This is a genomic window from Derxia gummosa DSM 723, from assembly GCF_000482785.1.
Lineage (GTDB): Bacteria > Pseudomonadota > Gammaproteobacteria > Burkholderiales > Burkholderiaceae_E > Derxia > Derxia gummosa.
Window position 1 is genome coordinate 414,959 of record NZ_AXWS01000008.1, and the last position, 23,084, is coordinate 438,042.

The 23,084-nt window shown below is 72.0% G+C and carries 21 protein-coding genes and 2 riboswitches; of the genes, 14 read left to right on the forward strand and 7 right to left on the reverse strand.

What is annotated here, in order from left to right; genetic code table 11:
• Positions 1-7 precede the first annotated feature (7 nt).
• On the forward strand, positions 8-1,714 hold the full coding sequence (gene ureC, locus H566_RS0108175; protein WP_028311059.1) for an urease subunit alpha: 1,707 nt from the start codon (positions 8-10) through the stop codon (positions 1,712-1,714).
• A gap of 57 nt (positions 1,715-1,771) precedes the next feature.
• The gene (locus tag H566_RS28880) at positions 1,772-2,824 is read left to right on the forward strand and encodes a phospholipase D family protein (RefSeq protein ID WP_156924337.1); all 1,053 of its coding nucleotides are present in this window, start codon (positions 1,772-1,774) and stop codon (positions 2,822-2,824) included.
• Positions 2,825-3,123: 299 nt separating this feature from the next.
• Here the strand turns inward: H566_RS28880 and H566_RS28185 are convergent, their stop codons facing one another.
• Positions 3,124-3,375 carry a type II toxin-antitoxin system Phd/YefM family antitoxin gene (locus H566_RS28185; RefSeq protein WP_028311060.1) on the reverse strand — a complete coding sequence of 84 codons (252 nt, stop codon included), beginning with the start codon at positions 3,373-3,375 and terminating at the stop codon, positions 3,124-3,126.
• A 138-nt stretch (positions 3,376-3,513) separates the two neighbouring features.
• Here H566_RS28185 and H566_RS0108185 point away from each other — a divergent pair, with 138 nt between their 5' ends.
• Both H566_RS0108185 and bfr read left to right on the forward strand, forming a co-directional pair.
• Positions 3,514-5,073, forward strand: a complete 1,560-nt coding sequence (locus tag H566_RS0108185; protein WP_028311061.1) for an AAA family ATPase — start codon at positions 3,514-3,516, stop codon at positions 5,071-5,073.
• Between the two features lie 140 nt (positions 5,074-5,213).
• Complete coding sequence (bfr, locus tag H566_RS0108190) at positions 5,214-5,693, forward strand: bacterioferritin (RefSeq protein ID WP_028311062.1); 480 nt, start codon at positions 5,214-5,216, stop codon at positions 5,691-5,693.
• Positions 5,694-5,775: 82 nt separating this feature from the next.
• On the opposite strand, the gene H566_RS23765 is transcribed toward bfr, so the two are convergent.
• Positions 5,776-6,363: a DUF3016 domain-containing protein gene (locus H566_RS23765; RefSeq protein WP_084544884.1), complete on the reverse strand. Its 588-nt coding sequence runs from the start codon at positions 6,361-6,363 to the stop codon at positions 5,776-5,778.
• A gap of 127 nt (positions 6,364-6,490) precedes the next feature.
• Positions 6,491-6,735: riboswitch (cobalamin riboswitch) on the forward strand.
• A gap of 66 nt (positions 6,736-6,801) precedes the next feature.
• Here H566_RS23765 and H566_RS0108200 point away from each other — a divergent pair.
• Positions 6,802-8,700 (forward strand): TonB-dependent receptor domain-containing protein, encoded by a 1,899-nt coding sequence (locus H566_RS0108200; protein ID WP_028311063.1) that lies wholly within the window; start codon positions 6,802-6,804, stop codon positions 8,698-8,700.
• 94 nt (positions 8,701-8,794) lie between these two features.
• Here the strand turns inward: H566_RS0108200 and H566_RS0108205 are convergent, their stop codons facing one another.
• Positions 8,795-9,214 carry a hypothetical protein gene (locus H566_RS0108205; protein WP_028311064.1) on the reverse strand — a complete coding sequence of 140 codons (420 nt, stop codon included), beginning with the start codon at positions 9,212-9,214 and terminating at the stop codon, positions 8,795-8,797.
• A gap of 204 nt (positions 9,215-9,418) precedes the next feature.
• Between H566_RS0108205 and H566_RS0108210 the strand changes: the two genes are divergently transcribed.
• The gene (locus H566_RS0108210; RefSeq protein WP_034410984.1) at positions 9,419-9,943 is read left to right on the forward strand and encodes a DNA-deoxyinosine glycosylase; all 525 of its coding nucleotides are present in this window, start codon (positions 9,419-9,421) and stop codon (positions 9,941-9,943) included.
• A gap of 85 nt (positions 9,944-10,028) precedes the next feature.
• On the opposite strand, the gene H566_RS0108215 is transcribed toward H566_RS0108210, so the two are convergent.
• The 3 genes from H566_RS0108215 to H566_RS0108225 all read right to left on the reverse strand — a co-directional run bounded on the left by H566_RS0108215 (position 10,029) and on the right by H566_RS0108225 (position 13,998).
• Complete coding sequence (locus H566_RS0108215) at positions 10,029-11,642, reverse strand: PEP/pyruvate-binding domain-containing protein (protein WP_028311066.1); 1,614 nt, start codon at positions 11,640-11,642, stop codon at positions 10,029-10,031.
• On the reverse strand, positions 11,639-13,672 hold the full coding sequence (locus tag H566_RS0108220; protein WP_028311067.1) for a hypothetical protein: 2,034 nt from the start codon (positions 13,670-13,672) through the stop codon (positions 11,639-11,641). Before H566_RS0108220 ends, H566_RS0108215 begins: the two co-directional genes overlap by 4 nt.
• 113 nt (positions 13,673-13,785) lie before the next feature.
• Positions 13,786-13,998, reverse strand: coding sequence for a hypothetical protein (locus tag H566_RS0108225; protein ID WP_028311068.1), 213 nt, complete (start codon positions 13,996-13,998; stop codon positions 13,786-13,788).
• Between the two features lie 262 nt (positions 13,999-14,260).
• Here H566_RS0108225 and H566_RS23770 point away from each other — a divergent pair, with 262 nt between their 5' ends.
• The 7 genes from H566_RS23770 to ribB all read left to right on the forward strand — a co-directional run bounded on the left by H566_RS23770 (position 14,261) and on the right by ribB (position 20,973).
• Positions 14,261-15,289: a transporter gene (locus H566_RS23770; protein ID WP_034410986.1), complete on the forward strand. Its 1,029-nt coding sequence runs from the start codon at positions 14,261-14,263 to the stop codon at positions 15,287-15,289.
• 110 nt (positions 15,290-15,399) lie between these two features.
• Complete coding sequence (locus H566_RS23775) at positions 15,400-16,218, forward strand: class I SAM-dependent methyltransferase (RefSeq protein ID WP_245591307.1); 819 nt, start codon at positions 15,400-15,402, stop codon at positions 16,216-16,218.
• 240 nt (positions 16,219-16,458) lie between these two features.
• Positions 16,459-17,193 carry a response regulator gene (locus tag H566_RS0108240; RefSeq protein WP_028311069.1) on the forward strand — a complete coding sequence of 245 codons (735 nt, stop codon included), beginning with the start codon at positions 16,459-16,461 and terminating at the stop codon, positions 17,191-17,193.
• 36 nt (positions 17,194-17,229) lie between these two features.
• A complete protein-coding gene (locus H566_RS23780; RefSeq protein ID WP_034410988.1) occupies positions 17,230-18,510 on the forward strand; it encodes an ATP-binding protein in 1,281 nt (426 codons plus the stop codon).
• Between the two features lie 245 nt (positions 18,511-18,755).
• The gene (locus H566_RS0108250; protein WP_028311070.1) at positions 18,756-19,553 is read left to right on the forward strand and encodes an EF-hand domain-containing protein; all 798 of its coding nucleotides are present in this window, start codon (positions 18,756-18,758) and stop codon (positions 19,551-19,553) included.
• A gap of 178 nt (positions 19,554-19,731) precedes the next feature.
• The gene (locus tag H566_RS0108255) at positions 19,732-20,010 is read left to right on the forward strand and encodes a hypothetical protein (RefSeq protein ID WP_245591308.1); all 279 of its coding nucleotides are present in this window, start codon (positions 19,732-19,734) and stop codon (positions 20,008-20,010) included.
• Positions 20,011-20,058: 48 nt separating this feature from the next.
• Positions 20,059-20,208, forward strand: a riboswitch (FMN riboswitch).
• 57 nt (positions 20,209-20,265) lie between these two features.
• Positions 20,266-20,973, forward strand: a complete 708-nt coding sequence (gene ribB / locus H566_RS0108260) for a 3,4-dihydroxy-2-butanone-4-phosphate synthase (RefSeq protein WP_169732506.1) — start codon at positions 20,266-20,268, stop codon at positions 20,971-20,973.
• Positions 20,974-21,061: 88 nt separating this feature from the next.
• Here the strand turns inward: ribB and H566_RS0108265 are convergent, their stop codons facing one another.
• Entirely contained in the window at positions 21,062-22,261 is a 1,200-nt protein-coding gene (locus H566_RS0108265) for an MFS transporter (RefSeq protein WP_028311073.1), read from the reverse strand.
• Positions 22,262-22,379: 118 nt separating this feature from the next.
• Here H566_RS0108265 and H566_RS0108270 point away from each other — a divergent pair, with 118 nt between their 5' ends.
• The gene (locus tag H566_RS0108270) at positions 22,380-23,063 is read left to right on the forward strand and encodes a TetR/AcrR family transcriptional regulator (protein WP_051378595.1); all 684 of its coding nucleotides are present in this window, start codon (positions 22,380-22,382) and stop codon (positions 23,061-23,063) included.
• The last annotated feature ends 21 nt before the right edge of the window (positions 23,064-23,084 follow it).

A 23,084-nucleotide genomic window follows, 5' to 3' on the forward strand; every position in this document is an offset into this window, starting at 1 on the left:
AAGAAAAATGACCCTGCGCATCTCCCGCCAGGCCTATGCCGAGATGTTCGGCCCCACCACCGGCGACCGCCTGCGCCTTGCCGACACCGAGCTGATCGTCGAGGTCGAGCACGACCACACCATCTACGGCGAGGAAGTGAAGTTCGGCGGCGGCAAGGTCATCCGCGACGGCATGGGCCAGAGCCAGCGCATGTCGGCCGACTGCGCCGACGTGGTCATCACCAACGCGCTCATCATCGACTGGTGGGGCATCGTCAAGGCCGACATCGGCATCAAAGGTGGGCGCATCAGCGCCATCGGCAAGGCCGGCAACCCGGACATCCAGCCGGGCGTGACGATCATCATCGGCGCGGCCACGGAGGTGATCGCGGGCGAAGGGATGATCGTGACCGCCGGCGGCATCGACACCCACATCCACTTCATCTGCCCGCAGCAGATCGAAGAGGCGCTCACCTCGGGCGTCACCACGATGATCGGCGGCGGCACCGGCCCGGCCACGGGCACCTTCGCCACCACCGTCACGCCCGGCCCCTGGAACCTCGAACGCATGCTCCAGGCCGCCGACGCCTATCCGATGAACATCGGCCTGCTTGGCAAGGGCAACGCCTCGCTCGAAGCGCCGCTGGCCGAGCAGATCGAAGCCGGCGCCATCGGCCTCAAGCTGCATGAAGACTGGGGCACCACGCCCGCCGCGATCGACGCCTGCCTGAGCGTCGCCGACAAGACCGACACCCAGGTCGCGATCCACACCGACACGCTCAACGAAGCCGGCTTTGTCGAGACGACCGTCAAGGCGTTCAGGAACCGTGTGATCCACACGTACCACACCGAAGGCGCGGGCGGCGGCCATGCGCCCGACATCATCAAGGTGGCCGGCGAGCTGAACGTGCTGCCCAGCTCCACCAACCCGACGCGGCCCTACACGGTCAACACGCTCGACGAGCATCTCGACATGCTCATGGTCTGCCACCACCTCGACGCCGCCATCGCCGAGGACATCGCATTTGCAGAAAGCCGCATTCGCAAGGAAACGATCGCGGCCGAGGACATCCTCCACGACCTTGGCGCCTTCTCGATGCTGAGTTCGGACAGCCAGGCCATGGGCCGCGTGGGCGAGGTGGTGATCCGCACCTGGCAGACCGCGCACAAGATGAAGGTGCAGCGCGGCACGCTGCCCGGCGACACCGCGCGCCACGACAACGCGCGCGTCAAGCGCTACATCGCCAAGTACACGATCAACCCGGCCATCACCCACGGCATCGCGCACGAGGTGGGCAGCGTGGAAGTGGGCAAGTTCGCCGACCTCGTGCTGTGGAAGCCGGCCTTCTTCGGCGTGAAGCCATCGATCGTCATGAAGGGCGGAATGATCGCCATGGCTGCGATGGGCGACCCGAATGCGTCCATTCCCACGCCCCAGCCCGTGCATTACCGGCCGCAATTCGCGGCGGCGGGTGGCGCGCTGGCGAAATGCTCGCTGACCTTTGTTTCGCAGGCGGGATTCGAGGCGGGAATTGCCGAGCGCTACGGCCTCGCCAAGACGGTGGTGCCGGTGCGCGGGATTCGGTCACTCACCAAGCGGGACATGAAGCTGAATGATTATCTGCCGGTGATTACCGTGCATCCCGAGACGTATCAGGTGCATGCGGACGGGCAATTGCTGGATTGCGAACCGGCGAAGGTGTTGCCGATGGCGCAGAGGTATTTCTTGTTTTGAGTTGTTTAATTTGACTGTGAGTTGTGATTTTAATTCACTTTTCTCAAAGGAGGAGTTGTGCAAATAATTTCGAGTGACGAGTCTCTGCGCGAGACGATCAAAGGTGTATCGCCCGTCAAAGTTGCTGTGGCGTATGTCGGTTTGGATTGGCAGGATTTCATCTCTATAGATTCGTTGAGGGAGATAATCGTTTCGCCCACGTTTGGCTCAAATCCGAGGGCTATCGAGGAGTTGTTTGATGAATTGGGGATGGAAAATGTGCATTTCTTGGATGAATTGCATTCAAAGTTGTACTTGGGGGAGTCATCGTTGTTAATCGGCAGTCCAAATCTTTCCTTTAATGCATTCGGTAGCGGCGGGCTGGAGGAGTTGGGCGTTCGATTGGAGGGGTCTCCGGCGCTCATTGAGGCTGATGCAATATTCGAGCATTATAAGGCTATGGCTTGGGAGAGATATCCAACTTCAGAAAGCAAGCGAGGGAGGTTGAGAGAGTTACATCGTCTTGTTGAGAGGGCGAAATCTAATGGATTGTATCCGTCGGATAAAGATGGTGGTCCTGCGTTTAATCCTAGTCTAATTATGTGTGAGGCCGTCAGGCCGGTCTCTTATTGCATTGTTGATGATGAGCCAATAATTAGGCACGATGCTGTAGCTGCCAATTGCCCAGAGATGGTTGAATACACTCCAGAGCAATTTGATGATCTCTTTTGCGATCAAATGCCTTTTGCCGAAGAGGATGATGTTGTTGCTGGCGATTGGCTTTTGTGCTGGGAGGCGCGCATAAATGGCATGCCGTCAACAGATAAGCGGAAGAAAATGTCTTGGATGTATGTGCACAAGGTAATCCCGGGCGGAATTGATCCTGGTGATGATGAATCTTCTTTTAATACGGATACGAAATTGGCCCTTGAAATCCGTGGTGGGCGCGAGCGTTTATCTCCTCCCTTTGAATTGACTGAAGAGTTTCAGGAGGCGTTTAAGAGAGTTATAAGTCACGAAGATTTTGATGTGTTGCGTCGGGGCGCGGGTAAGCTTTTATTTGCAAGCATTAGGGCTAAAATTGTGGCGGACTTATTTCAAAGGATATTTGTCGTGCTGAATGAAGCTTGACTGCCGATTCAGATTGCTTTGTGGTGGCAAGTTTGTGAATTTGCTTGGAGGTTGTCCGGAAGTTCAACAGCAGCAATCAGGGATGGAACTACAGCGAGATTTCTCAGTAGAAATCGCCTGTTGATTGCGGCGCGTGCAAGCGCCATCGGCGCCACGCTGGTCAGCCGCGACCGTGTGTTCCAGTCCAGCACATGCTCGGCGGACTGACGGTCGAGGACTGGACTACGCCAGCGGCCGATTGACCGCGTGTGCGAGGCAGTCTCGCGGGCTGATGACGTGTGGCCGCTGCACGCCGTCCATCAATCCCACGCCGCCCGTTCCGCCTGAATCCCGCCTTCGATCCGCTCGTGCTGGTCACGAAGGTGCGCGGGCAGCGGATGCGCCTCCAGCCAATCGAGCAATTGCCTGCCGCGCCCGATTTCCGGCACCTCAACCGCCACCAGTCGCGCAACTGGCCGATCCCGCTTCGCAATCACGACCTCCGCGCCCGCCTGCGCAGCCTTGATGAGTTGCGACAGCCGATTGCGGGCGTCGCGGATGCCGATCTGCATATCGCCTCCATCGTTTCGTAAGTCCGGGACGGTGTTTGCCAGAAACCCGTCTCCACCGCGAGGGCCGGCCAGAAGTGCGCCGCGCCGCCGGCACATGCGAACCTGCGCCTTACCGCCGCCGCCACTCCCGCCCCGCCCATGCCCCTCGCCACCCTCCGCCACACCCTCGCCGCCCGCTACCCCCTCATCTGCCTCGAAACCCACGAGGAACCGCGCGCCCGCGCCCTCGTGCGCCAGCTCGCCGACGAACTTGGCGAGGCCTGCTTCGAATGGAGCGTCGCCGACGGCCTGAGCCACGCCAACTTCCGCTACACCGCCGGCCGGCCGCCGACGGGCGCCGACGCCAGCGGCGGCTGGCAACCCGGCGTGTCGATGCCTTCGTCCCAGGCCGCGCCCGCGCGCCGCAGCTTCGTCGATACCGACGACCTCGACGCCGCGTTGCGCTTCATCGACCGCGAGGGGCCGCGCGGCATCTATCTGCTGTTCGACACCCATCCCTTCCTCGACGCGCCGACGGTGCAGCGCCTGCTGCGCGAGATCGCCTTCGACCACGCCACGCGGCATTGCACGCTGGTGCTCGTCGGCCCGCGCATCGACCTGCCGCCCGAGATCGCGCGCCATGCGCTGTTCGAGACGCTGCCGCTGCCCGACCTCGCCCGCGTGCGCGAAATCTTCCGCGAGGAGCTGGACGCCTACGCCAACGCGCCCGGCCACCTGCGCGTGACCGGCGAGCGCGTGACGGCCGAGCGCCTCATGCAGCAGATGCTCGGCCTGTGCGAGGAGGACGTGCGCCGCCTGCTGCGCCTGTGCATCCACGCCGACGGCGCCATCGACGACGACGACCTGCGCCGCGTCACCCGCATCAAGCGCGAGATGCTGGCCGAGTCCGCGCTCGATGTTGACTTTCCCGACGCCGGCAAGCTCGCGGTGGCCGGCATGGCCAACCTCAAGCGCTGGCTGTCGCTGCGCGAGGCGGCCTTCCGGGGCGCGGCGCCGGGCCTGCCCACGCCGCGCGGCGTGCTGATGCTAGGCGTGCAGGGCGGCGGCAAGAGCCTCGCGGCGCGCACCATCGCGGCCGACTGGCGGCTGCCGCTCGCGCGGCTCGACATCGGCGCGCTGCAGGACAAGTTCCACGGCGAGACCGAACGCAAGCTGCGCGCCGCGCTCGCCGCCGCCGAGGCGCTCGCGCCCTGCGTGCTGTGGATCGACGAGATCGAGAAGGCCATGGCCCAGGGCGGCAGCGAGGCCGACGGCGGCATCGGCCGGCGCGTGCTCGGCGCGCTGCTGACGTGGATGGCCGAGCGCGACCGGCCGGTGTTCATCGCCGCGACCGCCAACGACATCCGCGCGCTGCCGCCGGAGCTGCTGCGCAAGGGGCGCTTCGACGAGATCTTCTTCGTCGATCTGCCCGACGCGGCGGCGCGGGTCGAGGTGTTCTGCATCCACCTCGCGCGGCGCGGGCTGGACGCGGCGGGCTTCGACCTCGCGGCGCTGGCGGCGGCCTGCGAGGGCTTCTCGGGCGCGGAAATCGAGCAGGCCGTCATCAGCGCCTGCTTCGAGGCCGGCGCCGCGAAGCTGCCGGTGAGCGGCGAGCTGGTGATTGCCGAGCTGCGCCGCACCCGGCCCATCTCGGTGACGATGGCCGAGGCGGTGGCGGCGCTGCGCGACTGGGCGCGGGATCGGGCGGTGCCGGCCTGAGCGGCGCCATCCGTGCCAGCGGCGCGACCGTATGGCGGGCGCGCCTGATCCAGATCAAACCCAGCCGGCCGGAGGGGGGACGCGTGCAGGGGCGGCAACCATCATCGGGCGGTCAATTTCCCCTGCCAGGAATGTCCACCATGCAAGGCCACCCAGCCGTCATCGATGCCCTGAACGCGCTGCTCGTCGACGAACTCGCGGCGCGCGACCAGTACTTCATCCACTCGCGCATGCTTTATGACTGGGGCCTGGACGTGGCCGCCGACCGCATCTCGCACGAGATGGAAGATGAGACCGGCCATGCCGACGCGCTGATCCGCCGCATCCTGATGCTCGGCGGCATGCCCGACATGCGGCCCAGCGCGCTCAACATCGGCAGCGACCTGCCGAGCCTGTTCGCCAACGATCTCGCGGTCGAGATCTCGGTGACGCAGAACGTGCGCGCCGCGATCGCCGTGTGCGAGCGGCATTCGGACTTCGTGAGCCGCGAGGTGCTGATTCCGATGCTGGTCGATACCGAGGTCGACCACGCCTACTGGCTGTCGAAGCAGCTCGGCCTCATCGAGCTGGTCGGCCTGCCCAACTATCTGCAAAGCCAGATGCATCCGGTCGCGGCCTGACGGTCGCGGCGGCGGCCGGCGCGCGGGCGCCGGGCTCACGGTTCTCGTGCCATCGCGCCGACCGGCGCGCGGGCGCGTGCCGTCAGGGGCAGAAGCGCCGGCGCAGCCAGCCGCTCAGCAGCGCGCGGTCGTAGCGCAGCGGCGCGCCGTCGGCCCGCACGGCGGCGCCACGCAGATAGTTCATGTCGGACACGCTTTCGCTGCGCGCCGCGAGCGTCGTGCCGTCGGCATCGGCGAGGCGCCAGTCGAGGTCGATGCGCGGCCAGGTGATGTCGCGCATCACGCGGAAATCGGTCGCGGCCAGCAGCGGCGGCGTCTCGCCGGCGAGATCGATGTCGGTGATGCGCACCGTGAGGCTGCTGCCGGCGGGCAGGCAGCCGCGCGCCTGCTCGACGAGATGGGCGCGCAGCAGGTCGAGCACGCTGTCGTCGGCGCCGCGCCCGCCGCGCAGGCGCGCATCGACGAAGCGCTCGGGCTCGACGAACTCGACCGTCACGCGCGGGGCATCGGCCGCGTCGCGCGCGACCGGCTGGCCAGACTGGGCGCAGCCGGCGAGGGCACCGAGCAGCATCGCGGCGACAGTCGCCCCGGCGCCGGCGAGGACGCCGTTCACGACGGGCGCCATGCACCGCGCGATCGGTGACGTGGAGGAGGACGACCAGGGCTTCATTCAGGCTCCTTGCGGGACGGCCGCGATGCTGCGGCGCAGCGGACCGGTGCCGGCCGGCGCGACGCGCGGGGGCGACGGGCGGCAGCCTCGCGCCGCGCGGCGTGCGCGGCCCGGCCGGTTTCCGTCTGTATCATCCGCGCCGCCTGGTGCTCGCCGTGCCTCTCGGTCGCGGCGGTTAAACGGGAAGCAGGAAGCGCCCGATCCACCGGATCACGCCAACCTGCGCTGCCCCCGCAACGGTAAGCGGACGGGGTCCACGACCCCAGCCGGCGCGCTTCGCCACTGGTCAACCTGCCTTTCGGGCGGTACGGCCGGGAAGGCGGCGCCGGCGGTTCCGCCAGCCCGGATACCGGCCAGCAGGTGACCGCGTTCGCGCGCGGTCTTGTCGTCCGGGCTCGCGGGGAGGCGGGTTCCGGCAGTCATCCCGACTTGCCTTTCATGCATTCCAATTCCTCCGCCGGGCGTCTGTGCCCGGTCGCGGCGGCGCTTGCGCTGCTGTCCTTCCACGCACCGGCCGCGCTGGCCGCTTCCGATGATTCGGCCGCACTGCCCCAGGTGGTGGTGACGGCTACCCGCCAGCCGGCGCGCGCCGACGAGCTGATCGCCGACGTGACCGTCATCGACCGCGCCGAACTCGAACGCGCCGAGGGCCGCAGCCTCGCCGACGTGATCTCGCGCCGCGCCGGCGTGCAGGCCGCCACCACGGGCGGCTACGGCAGCCTGAGCAGCCTCTATCTGCGCGGCATGGACGGCCGCCACACGCTGCTGCTGATTGACGGTGTGCGCTACGGCTCGGTGTCGGCCGGCCAGCCGATCTTCGAGAACCTGCCGCTGTCGGCCATCGAGCGCATCGAGATCGTGCGCGGCCCGGCCAGCGGCCTGTACGGCAGCGATGCCGTCGGCGGCGTGATCCAGATCTTCACGCGCGCGGGCAGCCGGCAGGCGACCGACGCGGCGGGCGCCGCCGGCTTCGCGCCGAACGCGGCCGTCACCGCCGGCAGCGCGGGCTTCCGCAGCGCGAATGCCGGGTTCGCGGGCGTGGCCGGCGACGACGGCGCCTTCGACTGGTCGGCTGGCGTGCAGGGCACGCGGCGGCGCGGGCAGTCGGGCAGCAATCCGCGCGCGCCCTTCGACAACTGGCATCCCGACAACGACGGCATGAGCCAGACCTCGGGCAATGCCGGCTTCGGCTGGCGCATCTCGCCCGACTGGCGGCTGCGCGCGAGCGCCATCGGCACGCGCGGCGTAAGCGATTTCGATGACGGCATCGACCCCGCCGCGCCCGACGCCTCGGCCAAGAGCCATCAGCGCGGCCAGGTGATCGCCGCCTCGCTCGACGGCAGCATCACGCCGGTCTGGCGCATGACCGTGCGCGCCGGCAGCAGCACCGACGTGTCCGACACCTACACCGCGGCCCAGTCGTGGAGCCTCGGCAACTTCCGCACGCGGCAGGACCAGGCGGCGATCGACAACCGCTTCGACACGCCGGTCGGCACGCTGCTCGCGGCGGTCGAGCACACCCGTCAGAGCGCGCACAAGGACGGCGCCGACTTCGTCGAGACCTCGCGCGACATCGACGCCTTCGTCACCGGCCTCGACGGCCGCGCCGGCGCGCACGTGTGGCAGCTCAGCGCCCGCCACGACCGCAACAGCCAGTACGGCACGCAGAACAACGGCACCGCAGGCTACGGCTACGAATTCCTGCCGCGCTGGCGGCTGGGCGCCTCGGTGGGCACGAGCTTCGCGGCGCCGAGCTTCAACCAGCTCTACTGGCCGGTGTTCGGCAACCCGAACCTGCTGCCGGAAGAAGGCCGCCACCGCGAATTCAGCCTGCGCTACGCGGGCGCCGGGCATGACCTGCGCGTCGCCTGGTTCGGCAACCGGGTGCGCAACTTCATCACCTCGGGCCGCACGCCCACCAACGTGCCGCATGCGCTCGTGACCGGCTGGACCGCGAGCTGGACCGCCCATCTCGCCAACGACCTCGATCTTGGCGCCACGCTCGACCTGATCGACCCGCGCAACGAGACCACCGACGCCTGGCTGCCGCGTCGCGCCAAGCGCAGCGCCGGCATCAACGCCGACCAGCGCATCGGCAACTGGAGCGTCGGCGCGAGCCTGAAGGCGGTGGACGAGCGCCGCGACACCGACGGCGGCGGCGAGGTGAAGCTCGGCGGCTACACCCGCCTCGACCTGCGCGCGAGCACCCAGCTCTGTCGCGACTGGGCGCTGGATGCGCGCATCGACAACGCCGGCGGCAAGCGCTACGAGACGGCCTACGGCTACAACACCCCGCAGCGCGAGGTGTTCGTGACGCTGCGCTATGCGATGCGCTGAGCCGGCGTGGCGGTCGCGCGGCGGCGCTTCGTCGCCCCGCGAACCCGCCGTGCCCGGCGCGTCGTCGTGCGCCGGGCCGGGCGCGGCGCGTGCATCAAAGCTCGTCGAGCGAATTGCGCGCGCGCGTCACCAGCTTGGCGGCCTCGAACAGCGTGCCCTTGTCGGCATCGATGACGAGCGCGTCGAAGTCCTTGGCCAGCGCGGCGATGACGATGTAGGCCGCCGCGACCTCGCGCGGATCGCCGCCCCACTTGATGGCGATGGCCACGTCGCGCGCGCCCAGCACGGGCCCAAGCGCCTCGCTCTTGCCGGCATGCTCGGCGGCGCTGGCGAAGCGCATGTCGAAGCCGGCGTCCTCGCCGTCGAGGGTGCAGGGCAGGTAGCCGGCGATCTCGAAGGGCTTGTAGTCGTGCTCGACCACGAGCTTGAACTTGAGGCCGGCGATGGCGGCGTTGAGGGCGGTGAGGGCGGGCACCTTGGCTCGCTCGATGAAGGCGATGTTGTTGCGGGGCATGTTGTTCTCCGGAGGTTGGCGCCCGCCGCGCCGGCGGGCCGCTGCGGAGGATAGCCCCGCGCGGCGTGGGGGAATGCGGTCGGCCAGCCGCTGTCGTGTCGCCCATGTGGCGCATGTGGCGGCGCCGGCGCGGCGGCCATGGTCCCGCCAGTCGGCCGCGTCAGCGCGGACAGCGCGCAACCCGGCACGGCAGAATCGCCGGTCATGAAGCCCGTCTCCGCATCGTCTTCCGCCACCCGCCTGACCGGCCTCGCGCCCGTGGTCGGGCCGACGTCGCGGGTGCTCATCCTCGGCAGCTTTCCGGGCGCGGCGTCGCTTGCGGCGGGGCAGTACTACGCCCATCGGCAGAACCGCTTCTGGCCGATCGTGGGCGAGGTGATCGGCCGCGACCTGGTGGCGATGGCCTATGCCGACCGGCTCGCCGCGCTGCTCGACGCCGGCCTCGCGCTCTGGGACGTGTACGCCGCCTGCGAGCGCGAGGGCAGCCTCGACAGCGCCATCCGCCTCGCCGAGCCCAACGATTTCGCGGCCCTGCGCGCGCGGGCGCCCCGGCTCGCGCGCATCTGCCACAACGGCCGCACGAGCGGGAAATTCGCCGAGCACTGGCGCGCGCTCGGCTTCGACGTGCGGGTGCTGCCGTCGACCAGCCCGGCCAATGCGTCGATTCCGCACGCGGTCAAGCTCGCGGCCTGGCGCGACGCGCTGGATTTATCGACGCTGGCGGGCTGAATCGGCGGGCGCGTGCCGGGCGGGCGGTCGGCCGTCAGTCAGGCTGCCAGGCAGCCGGGCCAGACCGGCGATTCAGGCCGGCGATTCAGGCCAACGGGCGGGAGTCGGCGCACTCGCCCGCGCGCAAGGCGGCCAGCCGGGCGAGCAGGCCGGCGTCGGCTTCGGCGCGCGTGGCCAGCGCGCCCGCGTACACCGCGCCGGAATTGCCGTCGAGGGTGATGTCGTCGCCTTCGGCCAGCGTGCGATCGCCGAGGCGCAGGCGGCGCCGGGCCGGGTCGATTTCCAGCCCGTCGCAGCCCACGAGGCAGACCTTGCCGAGCTGGCGCGCGACCACCGCCGCGTGCGAGGTGCGCGCGCCGCGCGCGGTGAGCAGGCCGGCGGCGGTTTCGAGCGCGGCGATGTCGTCGGTCTCGGCGTCGTGGCGCACCAGCACCACGGCACGGCCGGTGGCGGCGAGGCGGCGCGCAGCCTCGGCGTCGAGCGTGATCGCGCCCACCGCCACGCCACTGCTCGCGCTCGGCGCCCGTGCGTCGGGCGTGGCGGCGGAGCCGTCGGCCTGGGCGAGGCATTCGACCGCGAGCGTGCGCGCGTCCAGCCCGGCCACGCGGCGGCGCGCCTCGGCGGCGTCGATCACGCCGGCCGCGTGCAGGTCGAGCGCGATGCGTGCCGCCGCCACCGGCGTGCGCTTGCCGGCACGGGTCTGCAACCACCACAGCCGGCCGTCCTCGACGGTGAACTCGATGTCCTGCATGTCGCCCAGCCCGCGTTCGAGCCGGTCGGCGCCGTCTTCAAGTTCGCGCCAGACCGCCGGAATGCCGGCGGCGAGTGCGTCATGACCGTGGGCGCTGCGCCGGCCCGACACCACGTCCTCGCCCTGGGCGTTGAACAGGAAATCGACCCACAGGCCGGGCGCGCCTCGGGTCGGGTCGCGCGTGAAGCCGACGCCCGCGCCCGAGGCGCCGCCGGCATTGCCGAACACCATGGCCTGCACGATCACCGCCGTGCCCATCGCGTCGTCGATGCCGCGCGCGCGGCGGTACCCGACGGCGCGCGGCGAACGCCAGCTCGCGTACACGGCGGCGATGGCGGCTTCGAGCTGGTCGAGCGGCGCGGCGGGCAGCGGGGCGCCGGCGGCGCGCGCCAGCGCGAGGTTGCGCAGCGCCAGCGCGCGCATGCCGGCCCAGTCGAGCCGGCGTTCGTCGCCGTCGGGGGCGAGTTCGCGCACGGCGGCCTCGAACGGCGCCGGATCGCATCCGCCGACGACCTCGGCATGGCTGGCGACGAGGCGGCGCAGGCTGTCCCACGCGAGCCGGGGATTGCCGGTGAGCCGCAGCAGGCCGGGCAGGGTGGCGTCGCACAGGCCGATGTCGAGCAGCGTGTCCATCATCCCGGGCATCGACACAGGCGCGCCCGAGCGCACCGACACCAGCAGCGGCCGGGCCGGATCGCCGAAGCGGCGGCCGGTGGCGGCTTCGAGTTCGGCCAGCGCGCCGGGCAGGGCGGCGCGCAGTGGCTCGGGCAGGCGCGGGCCGGCGGCGGCCTCGGCGCAATGGCGCGTGCCGAGCACGAAGGCGGGCGGAATGCGCAGCCCGAGCGCGGCCATGCGCGCGAGGTTCCATGCCTTGAAGCCGATGGCTTGCGGGCCGGGCAGCTCGGCGCCGTCGCGCGCCGTGCCGAGGAAGTGCAGGTCGGGCGTCATGCGGAGGCTCCCGGGGCGGCGCCGGCGTCGGCGAGGACGAGGTCGCGCAGTTCGTGGCTGGCGGCGAGCAGGTGGTCGGTGGCGTCTTCGAGATGGCCGGCCAGCTCGACCGCGAGCTGATGGGCGACGGGCGAGCAGGGGCCGGCCAGCAGCGCGCGGCGGACGTCGCGCCAGAGTTCGTCGCAGCGGCGCTCGGCGGCGGCGATGCGCCAGCTGATGTCGAGCAGGGCGTCGGTGTCGTCGGCGCGGCCGGTGGCGGGCAGCTGGCGCGCGATCTCGATGGCGCGGATCCAGTCGCGCACGGCGCCGACGGTGGCTTCGGCCAGCGCGTGCAGCGGGCCGCGCGCCGCGTCGGGCAGGGCGGTGGCGCTCGGCGTCGGTACGCCTGGGCTGGCCTCGCCGGGCGTCGCGGTGCCGAGCACGAGAGCGCCGGGCGGGAGAGCGTCGGGCCGTCCGCCGGCGGACGCGCCGGCGGCCAGGCCGTGGATGAAGGCGGCGGCTTCGAGCGAATCGGCCACGTCGTCGGCCCGGCCGAGGATGTGCGCGACGCGGGCGCGGCGCGGCTGGCGTTCGGCGCCGACGCGGGCGGCCAGCACGCATTCGTCGGCGGCGCGTTCCCAGCGCCGGGCGCGGCGCGCCAGCTCGGCGGCGTCGGCGCCGTGGCCGAGGCAGTCGCCGAGGCCGCGCGCCAGTTCGTGGCACCAGGCGGCGTGGTCGGCCAGCAGCTCCCAGCCGGCGGTGCGGCGCGCCACCAGCCGGGCCAGCAGCACGCGGCTCTCGTCCTCCACCAGCGACACGGGGCGGCCAGCCAGCAGCGCGCGCGCCGCCAGCCCCAGTACCTGGACGAGAAAGTCGCCGGCCGCCTCGGCGCCGAGCACGCCGTCGAGCGTGTCGCCGAGGCGGAACACGCCGCCGTCGATGGCCTGCATGGCCGCGAACACGAGCCGGTCGCCGCCGGCGCGCAGAAAGGCCATGTGGCCGTGGCCGGCCCGGGCGGCGCGGTCGAGCACGGTGACGGCGAGCGGCTTGTCCACCAGCCGGCCCAGCTGCTTGCGGGCGCGGTTCCAGTCGATGAGGAAGACGAGTTCGGCGCCGATGGCGTCGAGCGCGCGGTCGAGCGCGACCGGGCCGTCGGCCTCGAACACGGCGGTGCCGACCACATGGCTGTGGCCTGCGTTGAGGCCGGGCGTGACCGTGCTGCGGGCGGCGGTCCAGCGTCCGCCGGCCGCTTCGAGACGACGGCGGAAGAACTCGAAGCGCGGCGCGTGCAGGTCGGAGTAGGTGAGGCTGACGCGCGCCGGCTCGACGTGGATGACGATGACGTGGGCGTCGTTGGTGCCGATGTCGTTCTGGATCAGCAGGCGGTTGCCGTCGCGGGTGGCGGCGGTATCGAGGCCGGGATGGTCGAACTTGAGCGCGGCGGTGCGGTGCAGGCCGCGCATGAAGGCGCGCACGCGCTCGCGGTCGTCGTCGCCGCCGAGGCGCCAGCCGTGGGCGCCGTCGATGTCCTCGGTGGCGAGGCCGGCGGCGAGCCGGTTGATGGCCTTGTGCATGTCCATCACGAACAGATGGGCGCTGTCGCCGGCGTCGCGGTCGCCGTGCGTGACGGCGGCGATGGCGGCCGGCGCGATGGCGCCGTCGGCCCAGTCGCCGAGGCCGGCGCAAAGGCGGTCGAGCCGCGCCTGCCAGCCGGCGTCGGCGGCGGTGTCGAGCAGCGGGCGCGCCATAAGGCGCAGGTCGGCCGCGATGGCGTCGCGCAGCCGCGCGAGTCCGGGCACGAGCAGCTGGTCGCCGTCGAGGCGGGCTTCGGTGACGAGGGCTTCGGGCCAGGGCTGGGCGATGCCCGTCAGCGCGCGTTCGCGGCTGAAGTCGGCGTTCGCCGGCGTCTGCCCGGTGGCCTGCGCCAGCGCTGCCTGCAGCACGGTGAACCAGAACTTGAGGCGGTCATTGGCCGCCAGCGCGGCGTTGATGCGGCCGGGCAGCAGCAGCCCGGCGGGGCCGAGGCTGGCAACCGCGTCTTCCTTGAGCATGGGCGTCGTCCTGTGAGACCGACCGCGCCCGGGGCGCGATCACGCCGCCAGCCTGACCGACGCGAATGACAGCCGCGCGACGCCGCCGTGCCGTCGCGCGAGCGTCGGCCGCCTCAGTTGGCGAGGCGCGTCGCCTCGACCTCGCCGTTCACGTTCATCGCCAGGAAGGTCAGGCCGTCGGCCAGCCGCAGCGCGGCCCAGGCGTGGTTGGCGACGCCTTCGCGGGCGAGGCGCTTGGCCTCGGCGATGGCCTGGTCTTCGGAGGCAAGCTCGATGCACTGGGCCGGCTGGCGCAGGTCGGTGGCGAAACGCACGGTGTAACTCATGGTCAGTCCTCGCGTTGTGTTGGCTCTGTGGCCGATGCGGGTTGTCTTTGTGTGTCGGGCGTCGCGCTGGCGCCCGTACCTGGAGGCGGGGTGGACGATGCAGTCCGCCCCCCTCGTCGGCAAGCGCGCGCCGGCTCGCGGCGGCTTTTTGTTGCACCGCGATGACGGTCGGCGAGGTGGGTACGGACTGTCATCGGCATGGCATGAAGCCGTGGCAGCTTTTGCGCCCCCTCCGCCCGGGCGCCGTCGGCGCTGCCCCCCGATGAACCTTCCGCTTCCCGCCGCCACCGCCAGCTACGGCGCCGACGACCACGGTCTCATCTGCGGCTGGCATTTCCCGCCCGGCGCCGAGGCTGTTGCGCTGCCGCACTGCACCGATGCCGCGGGCTGGCTCGCGGGCGAGGCGCCCGGCTTCCTGTGGCTGCACTTCAACCTCGCGCATGCGGGCGCCGAGCCCTGGTTGCGCGCCCATGCAGGGCTGAGCGAGGACTTCTTCGACGAATTGCACGGCGGTTCGCGCACCACGCGCATCGAGCGCGACGGCGAATGGCTGTTCGCCGTGATGAACGACGTGGTGTTCGACTTCGCCTTCGACGCCGGCGACGTGGCCACGCTCTGGCTCGCCGCCGGGCCGAGGCTGTTCGTGAGCGCGCGCCGCCATCCGCTGCGCGCCGTCGACCGACTGCGCATGGCGGTGCGGCGCGGCGAGCTGCCGGGCTCGCCGGTGGCGCTGCTCGACCATCTGCTGCGCGACCAGGCCGACGAACTCCAGGCCATCGTGCGTCAGGTGGCCGAGCGCGCCGATGCGATCGAGGACGCGCTGCTCGCCGGTCGCCACGACGGCCAGACCCGCGAGCTGCCGCGCCTGCGCCGGCTCATGGGCCGGCTGCAACGCCTGCTCGCGCCGGAGCCGAACGCGCTCATGCGCATGCTCGCGCGCCCGCCGGCCTGGGTGCCGGCCGCCGACGTGGCCGGGCTCCAAGCCGCGACCGAGGACTTCGCGCTCGTGCTGCGCGACATCGGCGGCGTGCAGGAGCGGCTCAAGCTCATGCAGGACGAGGCCGCCGCCCGCCTGGCCGAGGAGAGCAACCGCATCCTGTTCACGCTCACGCTCGTCACCGTGCTCGCGCTGCCGATCAATCTCGTGTCGGGCATGTTCGGCATGAACGTGGGCGGTATTCCGCTGGCCGAGCATCCGCACGGCTTCCGGGTGATGGCGCTGGTGATCGCGGCGCTCACGGGCGCGATCGCCTGGGGCGTCGGGCGCTGGGTGGGGCGGCGCGGCGGTTGAGGCGGGCGGGGCGGGCGGGGCGCGCGCCGGTCCGGCGATCCGGCGCCGTCCGTCGCCGGGCCGCCGCGCGCGGGCACAATGCGCGCCCGCCGATTCCCGCCCTCGCCGTCATGACCGCCAGCCCCAAGCCCTTCCGCCCGCAAGGCATCACCCTGTCCGAGGACCGTGGGGTGCGCTATCTGCACTTCGGCACCGAATGGATCCAGGGCGCGATGCGGCTGTCGCGCCCCTGGGAGATCGAGCTGGAATACGTGCGCCAGATGATGGCCTGGCTCATCTTTCTCGACCCCGCCGCAGCCGGCTTCTCGGTGCTGCAGCTCGGGCTGGGCGCGGCGGCGCTCACCAAGTACTGCTGGGCGCGCTTTCCCTGCGCCATCACCGCCGTCGAGCGCGATCCGGAGGTGATCGCGGTGGCGCGCAGCATGTTCAGCCTGCCGCCCGACGACGCGCGGCTCGCGGTGGTGGAGGACGGCGCGGCCGAATTCGTCGCGCGCCAGGCCGGCCGCCTTGCCGGCAAGGGCCGCGCGGCGCGCCACGACGTGATCCAGATCGACCTCTACGACGCCCAGGCGCGCGGCCCGGTCGAGGACTCGCTCGACTTCTACGCCGGCTGCCGCGCGCTGCTCAAGCCGGCCGGCATCGTGGTGGTCAACCTGTTCGGCGAGCACGAGAGCTTTCCGCGCAACCGGCGCCGGCTGATGGAGGTGTTCGACGGCCGCGTGCTGATGCTGCCGGAGATCGATGCCGGCAACCGCGTGGCGCTGTGCTTCAGCGGCCCGCCGATCGACCTGTCGCTGGCCGACCTGCACGGTCGCGCCAAGCAGGTCGAGGCCGAGACCGGCCTGCGCGCCCGGCGCTGGGCCACCGGACTGTGCGAGGCGACCGTCGAGGCCGGGCTGCCGCAGGCGCCCAGGCGCTTCGCGGTCTGAAGCGCCAGCCCGCCTCGGTGGGGCCGGAGGCCGAGGTCCACCGGCGCGCGGTCCGCGGGTTGCCTCTGCGCCCGGAGCCGCCTGCCCGGCGCATGTTGCGCGCGCATTTCCGCCGGCTCGGCCGAGACACCGAGCGGGCCGCGTTTACGGCCGCATTCCTGCCAATTGAAGGGCGAGGCGCCGCATAGGCTGCACCGGATTGGCGGGGCGCTGCCCCGCGCCTTGCTCCCGGAGCCCGTCATGCCGGCCAATCCCTCGATTCTCGTCGTCGATGACGACACCGACCTGCGCGTCCTCGTCTGCGACTTCCTGCGCCGCTACGGCCTCGATCCGCGCCCCGCCGCCGACGGCGCCGCCATGCGCGCCGCCATCGCCGCGCAGCGCCCGGCGCTCGTCGTGCTCGACCTGATGCTGCCCGGCGAGGACGGCCTCGCGCTGCTGGGCGAGTTGCGCCGGCGCGACGAGCTGCCCGTCATCCTGCTCACCGCGCGGCGCGAGCCGGCCGACCGCGTGCTCGGCCTCGAACTCGGCGCCGACGACTACCTCACCAAGCCCTTCGAGCCGCGCGAGCTGGTGGCGCGCATCCACACCGTGCTGCGTCGCGCCGGCAGCGCACCGGCCGGCGTGGACGAGGCCGTGCATTTCGACGGCTGGCGGCTGGAGACCGAAAGCCGCCGCCTCACCGCGCCCGACGGCACGCTGGTGGCGCTGTCGAACGCCGAGTTCCGGCTGCTCAGCACCTTCCTGCGCCGGCCGCAGCGCATCTTCACGCGCGAGCAGCTGGCCGATCTGGCGCGCGACCGCAATGCCGGCGGCGAGCCCGCGCTCGACCGCAGCATCGATCTGCTCGTCTCGCGGCTGCGCCGCAAGCTCGCCGACGACCCGCGCGATCCGCGCCTGATCCGCTCGGTGCGCGGCGAGGGCTATGTGTTCAGCGCGCCGACCGCGCGCGCTCCGGTCGCGCGGCGGGCCTGACGTGAAGGCGCCCGCAAGCCGGCGGCCGCAGCCGGGATGAAAGCGCTTGCCTGCCTGCTGCCGCGCGGGCTGTTCGGCCGGCTGCTGGCGCTGCTGCTGGTGCTGCTGGCGGTGAGCCACGTGCTGGCGCTGACGCTGATGTTCGAGCTGGACCCGCGCGGGCCGCCGCCACCGGGGCCGGCACTCGCGGCCGGCGCCGGGCCGTGGGCGCCGCCTGGAGGCGCGCCGCCGGCCCCGGCGCCCGGCGCGTGGTCCGAAGTCGGCGTGGCCGACGCCGGGCGGCCGCGCGAGGTCGGCATGGATCGCCCCGGCCCCGCGCCCGGTGCTGGCGCGCCGCCCGCCATGCCGCGCGAGCTGCGCGCCGGCCTGCTCATCGACATCGGCGTGCGCGCCGCGGCCGTGGTGCTCGGCGCCTGGATCGGCGCGCGCTGGCTCGCCCGGCCGATCGGCCGGCTCGCGGGCGCTGCGCGCGAACTGGGCGACGACCTCGACCGCGCACCGCTCGACGAAACCGACGGCCCCGCCGAGGCCCGCGAGGCCGCGCGCGTGTTCAACGCCATGCAGGCCCGCCTGCGCGAACAGCGCGACGAGCGCCGCCGCTTCGTCGCCGCCGTCTCGCATGACCTGCGCACGCCGCTCACCCGGCTGCGCCTGCGCAGCGAGGCGCTGGCCGACACCGCCGAGCGCGAGCGCTTCCGGCGCGACATCGCCGAGATGGACGCGATGATCGCCGCCACCCTCGACCATCTGCGTGGCGACACCAGCCCCGAGCCATTCGCACCGCTCGACGTGGCGGCGCTGGTCGCGGCGCTGGCTGATGACGAGGCCGATTGCGGCCGCGCGGTGACTTTGGTGGCGCCCGCGCCCGACGCGCACGGCGCGGTCGGCGTAGTCGGCGCAGTCGGTGCGGTCGGTGCGGTCGGTGCGGTCGGCGCCGGCACGGCCTTGTCGGCCGAGGGCGTCGCGCCGCGCCATGTCGTGCGCGGCCAGCCGCTCGCGCTGCGGCGCTGCGTGGCAAATCTGGTCGAGAACGCGCTGCGCTACGGCGGCTGCGCCCGTCTGACCGTGCGCGACGAAGGCGGCGCGGTGGTGGTGGAGGTGGCCGACGACGGCCCCGGCATCGCGCCCGAGCGCATCGAGGCGATGTTCGAGCCCTTCGTGCGCGGCGAGGCCTCGCGCAACCGTGCCACCGGCGGCGTCGGTCTCGGCCTCGCCATCGCGCGCGACATCGCGCGGCGCCACGGCGGCACGCTCGCGCTGCGCAACGGCGCTTCCGGCGGCCTCGTCGCCCGGCTCGCGCTGCCGGCTCATGGCTGAGCCCGGGCGGCTGCACGCCGGGCCGCCCGCGCATGCCTTCGGGACAGGGCCGCCGGCGCCGATCGCCCGGGCCGATCCCGGCTCCGACGCTCTCCGGCAAAACTCCGAAAAACAGCCCTTTCCGGACCGCAGCCCCTTCGTATCGACCCTGATACAAGCGGGCAACAAGACGAGCACACACGGCTTCGACGATGGCTCCACGGCCTCCGGCACGACGCCGGAGGCGACTTCCAGAGGAGCGGGCAATGAGCACGATCGGAAGCATCGGCGGCAGCACGATGCAAGGCTGGGGCCGCACGGGCGGCGCGGAGCGCGGCGGCGGCGCGCGCATGCAGCAGGAGATGTTCAACAAGCTCGACGGCGACGGTGACGGCGCCATCAGCAAGACCGAGATGCAATCGGCGCTGGACAGCCTGACGTCGGCCAGCGGCAGCACGTCCTCCACCTCGGTGGACGACATCTTCAAGCGCGCCGACAGCGACGGCGACGGCAGCCTCAGCAGCGACGAGCTGTCGAGCGACATGGACAGCCAGCGCCAGCAGGCCATGTCGAGCGTCAATTTCGCCCAGATGCACAACGCGATGAGCGGCATGGGCGGCATGGGCGGCGCCGGTGGCCCGCCACCCGGCCCGCCGCCTTCGGGCGGCCCCGGCGGCGGCCAGGGCGGGCTGAGCGGCCTCGACAGCGACGACGACGGCAGCGTCAGCAAGAGCGAGTTCGGCCTCGACGACGGCAGCGGCACCAGCACCGCGTCGAGCCAGCTCACCAAGCTGTTCGACACGATCGACGGCGATGGCGACGGCAGTCTGAGCAGCGACGAGATCGGCAGCTTCGAGGACACGATGAAGAGCCTGTTCGACCAGGCCGGCGGCGCGTCGTCGTCCTCGTCGTCTTCGACCTCGGACGGCAGCGCGTCTTCCGCCTCGACCGGCGACAGCGCCCGCCTCGCGCAGATGGTCAACGGCATGCTGTCGCACTACCTCGGCATCGCTTCCGACGACTGGGGCGGCAGCAGTGGCAAGACGGTCAGCGTCGCGGCCTGAGCCGGGCCGCGCCGGAATTGCAGCCGGCGCGTAAATCCTTCCGCCGACGGCTGACCCGCGCCCGCGACGTGCCCGGCGCGCGCCGTCGTCGCAAGCGCTTGCAGCACGCGGGAACGGCCCTTGCGGCGACTGCCGCCCCGACAGCGCATCCCGCCTGTCGCGCCACCGGGAGTCCGCCGTGTTCCAAGCCCTCGTCATCCCCGATCCGCGCGCCCCGGGCACGCGGCACTGGAATCCGGCCGAGCGTCCGGCGCCGTTGGCGCCGTTGGCGACGGTGGCGCCGGACGACGACGCCGAGGCGCCCGACGCGCCCGGCAACGAAGCGCCTCCGGGCACGCCCGGCAGCGGCGAGGCCATCTGCCCGCGCTGCGGCGGCAGCGGCCGCATCGAAGCCGACGAAGCCTGCCCCGAATGCGCGGGCACCGGCCATGTCGTGCGCGGGGTCGGCGGCGGTTGAGCGCATCTGCGGGTTTACACTGAGCCGGCGCGGGCAATCCCGCCCGCGCATGGTCTTCAGGGCGGGGCGGAATTCCCCACCGGCGGTAGGTCGCCCCGCGCGACGAGCCCGCGAGCGCCCGTGCCGCCCGGCATGGGGTCAGCAGACCCGGTCGAATGCCGGGGCCGACGGTCACAGTCCGGATGAAAGAAGACGCTTTGCCCTCGGGCACCGTCGCGTGCGCGCGCCGGTGCCCGTCGGCGTTCGTCCCCTGAAATGTCTTTTGCCCTCAGCGAGAGCGTTTCAAACATGAATCAGCAATCCAGCTTTGCCGGCGGCCAGCCCGCCGAACCCGTCGCGCTGCGCATGCAGCGCGCCCTGGCCGACATGCGCGCCGGCCGTCCCGTCATCGTGTGCGACGACTTCGACCGCGAGAACGAGGCCGACCTGATCGTCGCCGCCGAGACCATGACGGTCGAGACGATGGCCCGCTTCATCCGCGATTGCAGCGGCATCGTCTGCCTGTGCCTCACCGACGCGCAGGCCGACCGGCTCGACCTGCCGCCGATGGTCGCGGCCAACCAGAGTGCCTACGGCACCGCCTTCACCGTGAGCATCGAGGCGGCGAGCGGCGTGAGCACCGGCGTGTCGGCGGCCGACCGCATCACCACCATCCGCGCCGCGATCGCCGACGGAGCGTCGGCCGCGAGCCTGCACCGGCCGGGCCACGTGTTTCCGCTGCGCGCGCGGCCGGGCGGCGTGCTGGAACGGCGTGGTCATACCGAGAGCGCGGTCGATCTGGCGCGGCTCGCGGGCCTCAAGCCCGCCGGCGTGCTGTGCGAGCTGATGAACGACGACGGCACGATGACGCGCGGCGCCCAGCTCGACGCCTACGCCCGGCGGCATGGGCTGACGATGATCAGCGTCGCGGAGATCGTGGCCTGGCGGCTGGCGCAGGAGGCCGGCGGCAGGGCGGCGGCCTGAGCCCGCGGGTTTCGTGAAGACGGCGCGGCCGACGTGCTTGTCGCGCCGGCCGCGCGCCGGCCGCGCGCGGGGCCGGCGACCCCGCCGCTCAACCCGCCGCGCGCGGTGCCCTGAGCAGCGCGAGCGCCACGCCGAAGGCCAGCGCCGCGCCCGCCGCGCCCACCAGATAGACGGCCGGCAGTCCGGCGTGCGCCGCCACCCAGCCATTGAGCGGTCCGCACACGCCGAGCGACACGTCGAGGAAGGCCACATAGGCCCCCATCGCGCCGCCGCGCACCTCGGGTGGCGCGCGGCGCACCGCTTCCACGCCGAAGGCCGGGAAGGCGAGCGAATAGCCGAAGCCGGTCAGCGCGGCGCCGAGCCAGGCCATCCACGGCGCGCCACCGCCCCAGATCAGCAACTGGCCCGCCAGTTCGATCACGAGGCAGGGCATCGCGACGCGCGCCCCGCCGAAGCGGTCGGGCGCGCCCGAGAACAGCAGCCGCGCACCGATGAAGCCCGCGCCGAAGGCGGTGAAGCACCAGGCCGCGTCGGCCCAGCCGCGCTCGGCGAACAGCAGCGACACGAAGGCCGTGATCGCGCCGAAACCGATGCCGCACAGCGCCAGACCCGCGCCCGGCAGCAGCACCCGGCCCAGTACCTGGGCGAAGGGCACGCGCCGCCCGCCGGTACCGGGCGTGCGTGGCAGCAGCGCGACGAAGGGCAGGGTCGCCAGCGGCAGCAGCGTCGCGAGCAAGGCCACGCCGCCGAAGCCGGCGCGCCGCTCCAGCGCGATGCCCAGCGCCGGCCCCGCGCCGAAGGCGGCATAGATCGCGATGCCCACCCACACCATCACGCGGCCGGCGCTGCGCACGCCCAGCATGCCCACGCCCCAGGCCAGCGCGCCGGTGGTGATCAGGCTCTCGCCGGCACCGAGCGCGACACGCCCGAGCAGGAGCGCGCCGATCGCCAGCGCCGGCCGGCCGAGCAGGGCCAGCGCCGCGAAGTAGCCGGCGCCCGCCAGCACGATCAGCGCGACGCCCGCCAGCACGGCGTCGCGCGGACCGCGCCCGTCGGCGATGCGGCCGCCGAGCGGTCGCGACAGCACCGCCGCGACGAATTCGAGGCCGATGACGATGCCCACCAGCGTGGTGCCGGCACCGAGCTTGTCGTGCAGCAGCAGCGGCAGCACCGACAGCGGAATGCCGAGCGGCAGGAAGGCGAAGAAGACGAGCAGCGCGAGCGGCAGCAGGCTGCGCGGCACGGGCGGCGCCACGGCGGGCGCGATCGAGGCAGGGGAAGCGGACATGGCGGCGAGAAGGCAATATGCGAGCAAAGGCTCGTGTTCTTGTGGAGGCGCCGAGTCTAGGCGCCGCGCTGGAGCGCGGAAACTCGCATTCGCGCCGCCTCTTTCCGTGGAGCTGCCCGTGTCCTCGTCACCCTCGCAAACGCCGTCCATCTCCGCGAGCGCCGCCGTTGCGCCGCGCAAGCTGCCGCGCCAGGCCCGCTCGCGGGCGATGGTCGAGGCGATTCTCGAAACCGCGGCTCGCATTCTCGAAGCCGACGGGCTGGCGGCGCTCAACACCAATCGCGTGGCCGCCGAGGCGGGCGTCAGCGTCGGGTCGCTCTACCAGTACTTCCCGAACAAGGCGGCGCTGATCACCGCGCTGCACGAGCGGCATGTGCTCCAGCTCGCCGGGCGTTACGCGGGGGCGCTCGACGGGCTGGCGGACCGGGGGGACGGGGCGTCGCGCGCGCCCGGCGACTCGCTCGCGCTCGCCATCGCGGCGCTGGTGCGTGCCGGCCTGGAGGCGCACCGGCTGGAGCCGAGGCTGCACCACGTGCTCGAAGGCGAGGCCGCCAATCTCGACCGCCCGGGCGCCGAGACCGAAGGCGCCGCCGCCATTGCCGGCCAGTTGCGCGCGTTTCTCGAACGTCATCGCGCCGAGACCGGGCCGATCGACGCCGGGCTGGCGACCTGGACCGTGATGACGATGGTCGAGGCGCTGGTCCACCGCGCGGTGCTGGAGCCGCCACCCTTCGCCGAGGCGGCGGTGGAGCGCGCGATCGTCGCGGCCGTGCTCGGCTATCTGCGGGCCGGGGCGCAGTAGAAGCGGCTGGCATGACACCGC

Excerpts from the sequence above, each read along its gene's own strand:
- H566_RS23765 (WP_084544884.1), bottom strand. The coding sequence starts at position 6,363 with ATGAAGCCCTGGTCGTCCTCCTCCACGTCACCGATCGCGCGGTGCATG.
- H566_RS23775 (WP_245591307.1), top strand. The coding sequence starts at position 15,400 with ATGACCGCCAGCCCCAAGCCCTTCCGCCCGCAAGGCATCACCCTGTCC.
- H566_RS0108185 (WP_028311061.1), top strand. The coding sequence starts at position 3,514 with ATGCCCCTCGCCACCCTCCGCCACACCCTCGCCGCCCGCTACCCCCTC.
- H566_RS0108250 (WP_028311070.1), top strand. The coding sequence starts at position 18,756 with ATGAGCACGATCGGAAGCATCGGCGGCAGCACGATGCAAGGCTGGGGC.
- H566_RS0108215 (WP_028311066.1), bottom strand. The coding sequence starts at position 11,642 with ATGACGCCCGACCTGCACTTCCTCGGCACGGCGCGCGACGGCGCCGAG.
- bfr (WP_028311062.1), top strand. The coding sequence starts at position 5,214 with ATGCAAGGCCACCCAGCCGTCATCGATGCCCTGAACGCGCTGCTCGTC.
- H566_RS0108240 (WP_028311069.1), top strand. The coding sequence starts at position 16,459 with ATGCCGGCCAATCCCTCGATTCTCGTCGTCGATGACGACACCGACCTG.
- ribB (WP_169732506.1), top strand. The coding sequence starts at position 20,266 with ATGTCTTTTGCCCTCAGCGAGAGCGTTTCAAACATGAATCAGCAATCC.
- H566_RS23780 (WP_034410988.1), top strand. The coding sequence starts at position 17,230 with ATGAAAGCGCTTGCCTGCCTGCTGCCGCGCGGGCTGTTCGGCCGGCTG.
- H566_RS0108225 (WP_028311068.1), bottom strand. The coding sequence starts at position 13,998 with ATGAGTTACACCGTGCGTTTCGCCACCGACCTGCGCCAGCCGGCCCAG.
- H566_RS28185 (WP_028311060.1), bottom strand. The coding sequence starts at position 3,375 with ATGCAGATCGGCATCCGCGACGCCCGCAATCGGCTGTCGCAACTCATC.
- H566_RS0108265 (WP_028311073.1), bottom strand. The coding sequence starts at position 22,261 with ATGTCCGCTTCCCCTGCCTCGATCGCGCCCGCCGTGGCGCCGCCCGTG.
- H566_RS0108210 (WP_034410984.1), top strand. The coding sequence starts at position 9,419 with ATGAAGCCCGTCTCCGCATCGTCTTCCGCCACCCGCCTGACCGGCCTC.
- H566_RS0108200 (WP_028311063.1), top strand. The coding sequence starts at position 6,802 with ATGCATTCCAATTCCTCCGCCGGGCGTCTGTGCCCGGTCGCGGCGGCG.
- H566_RS23770 (WP_034410986.1), top strand. The coding sequence starts at position 14,261 with ATGAACCTTCCGCTTCCCGCCGCCACCGCCAGCTACGGCGCCGACGAC.
- ureC (WP_028311059.1), top strand. The coding sequence starts at position 8 with ATGACCCTGCGCATCTCCCGCCAGGCCTATGCCGAGATGTTCGGCCCC.
- H566_RS0108220 (WP_028311067.1), bottom strand. The coding sequence starts at position 13,672 with ATGCTCAAGGAAGACGCGGTTGCCAGCCTCGGCCCCGCCGGGCTGCTG.
- H566_RS0108205 (WP_028311064.1), bottom strand. The coding sequence starts at position 9,214 with ATGCCCCGCAACAACATCGCCTTCATCGAGCGAGCCAAGGTGCCCGCC.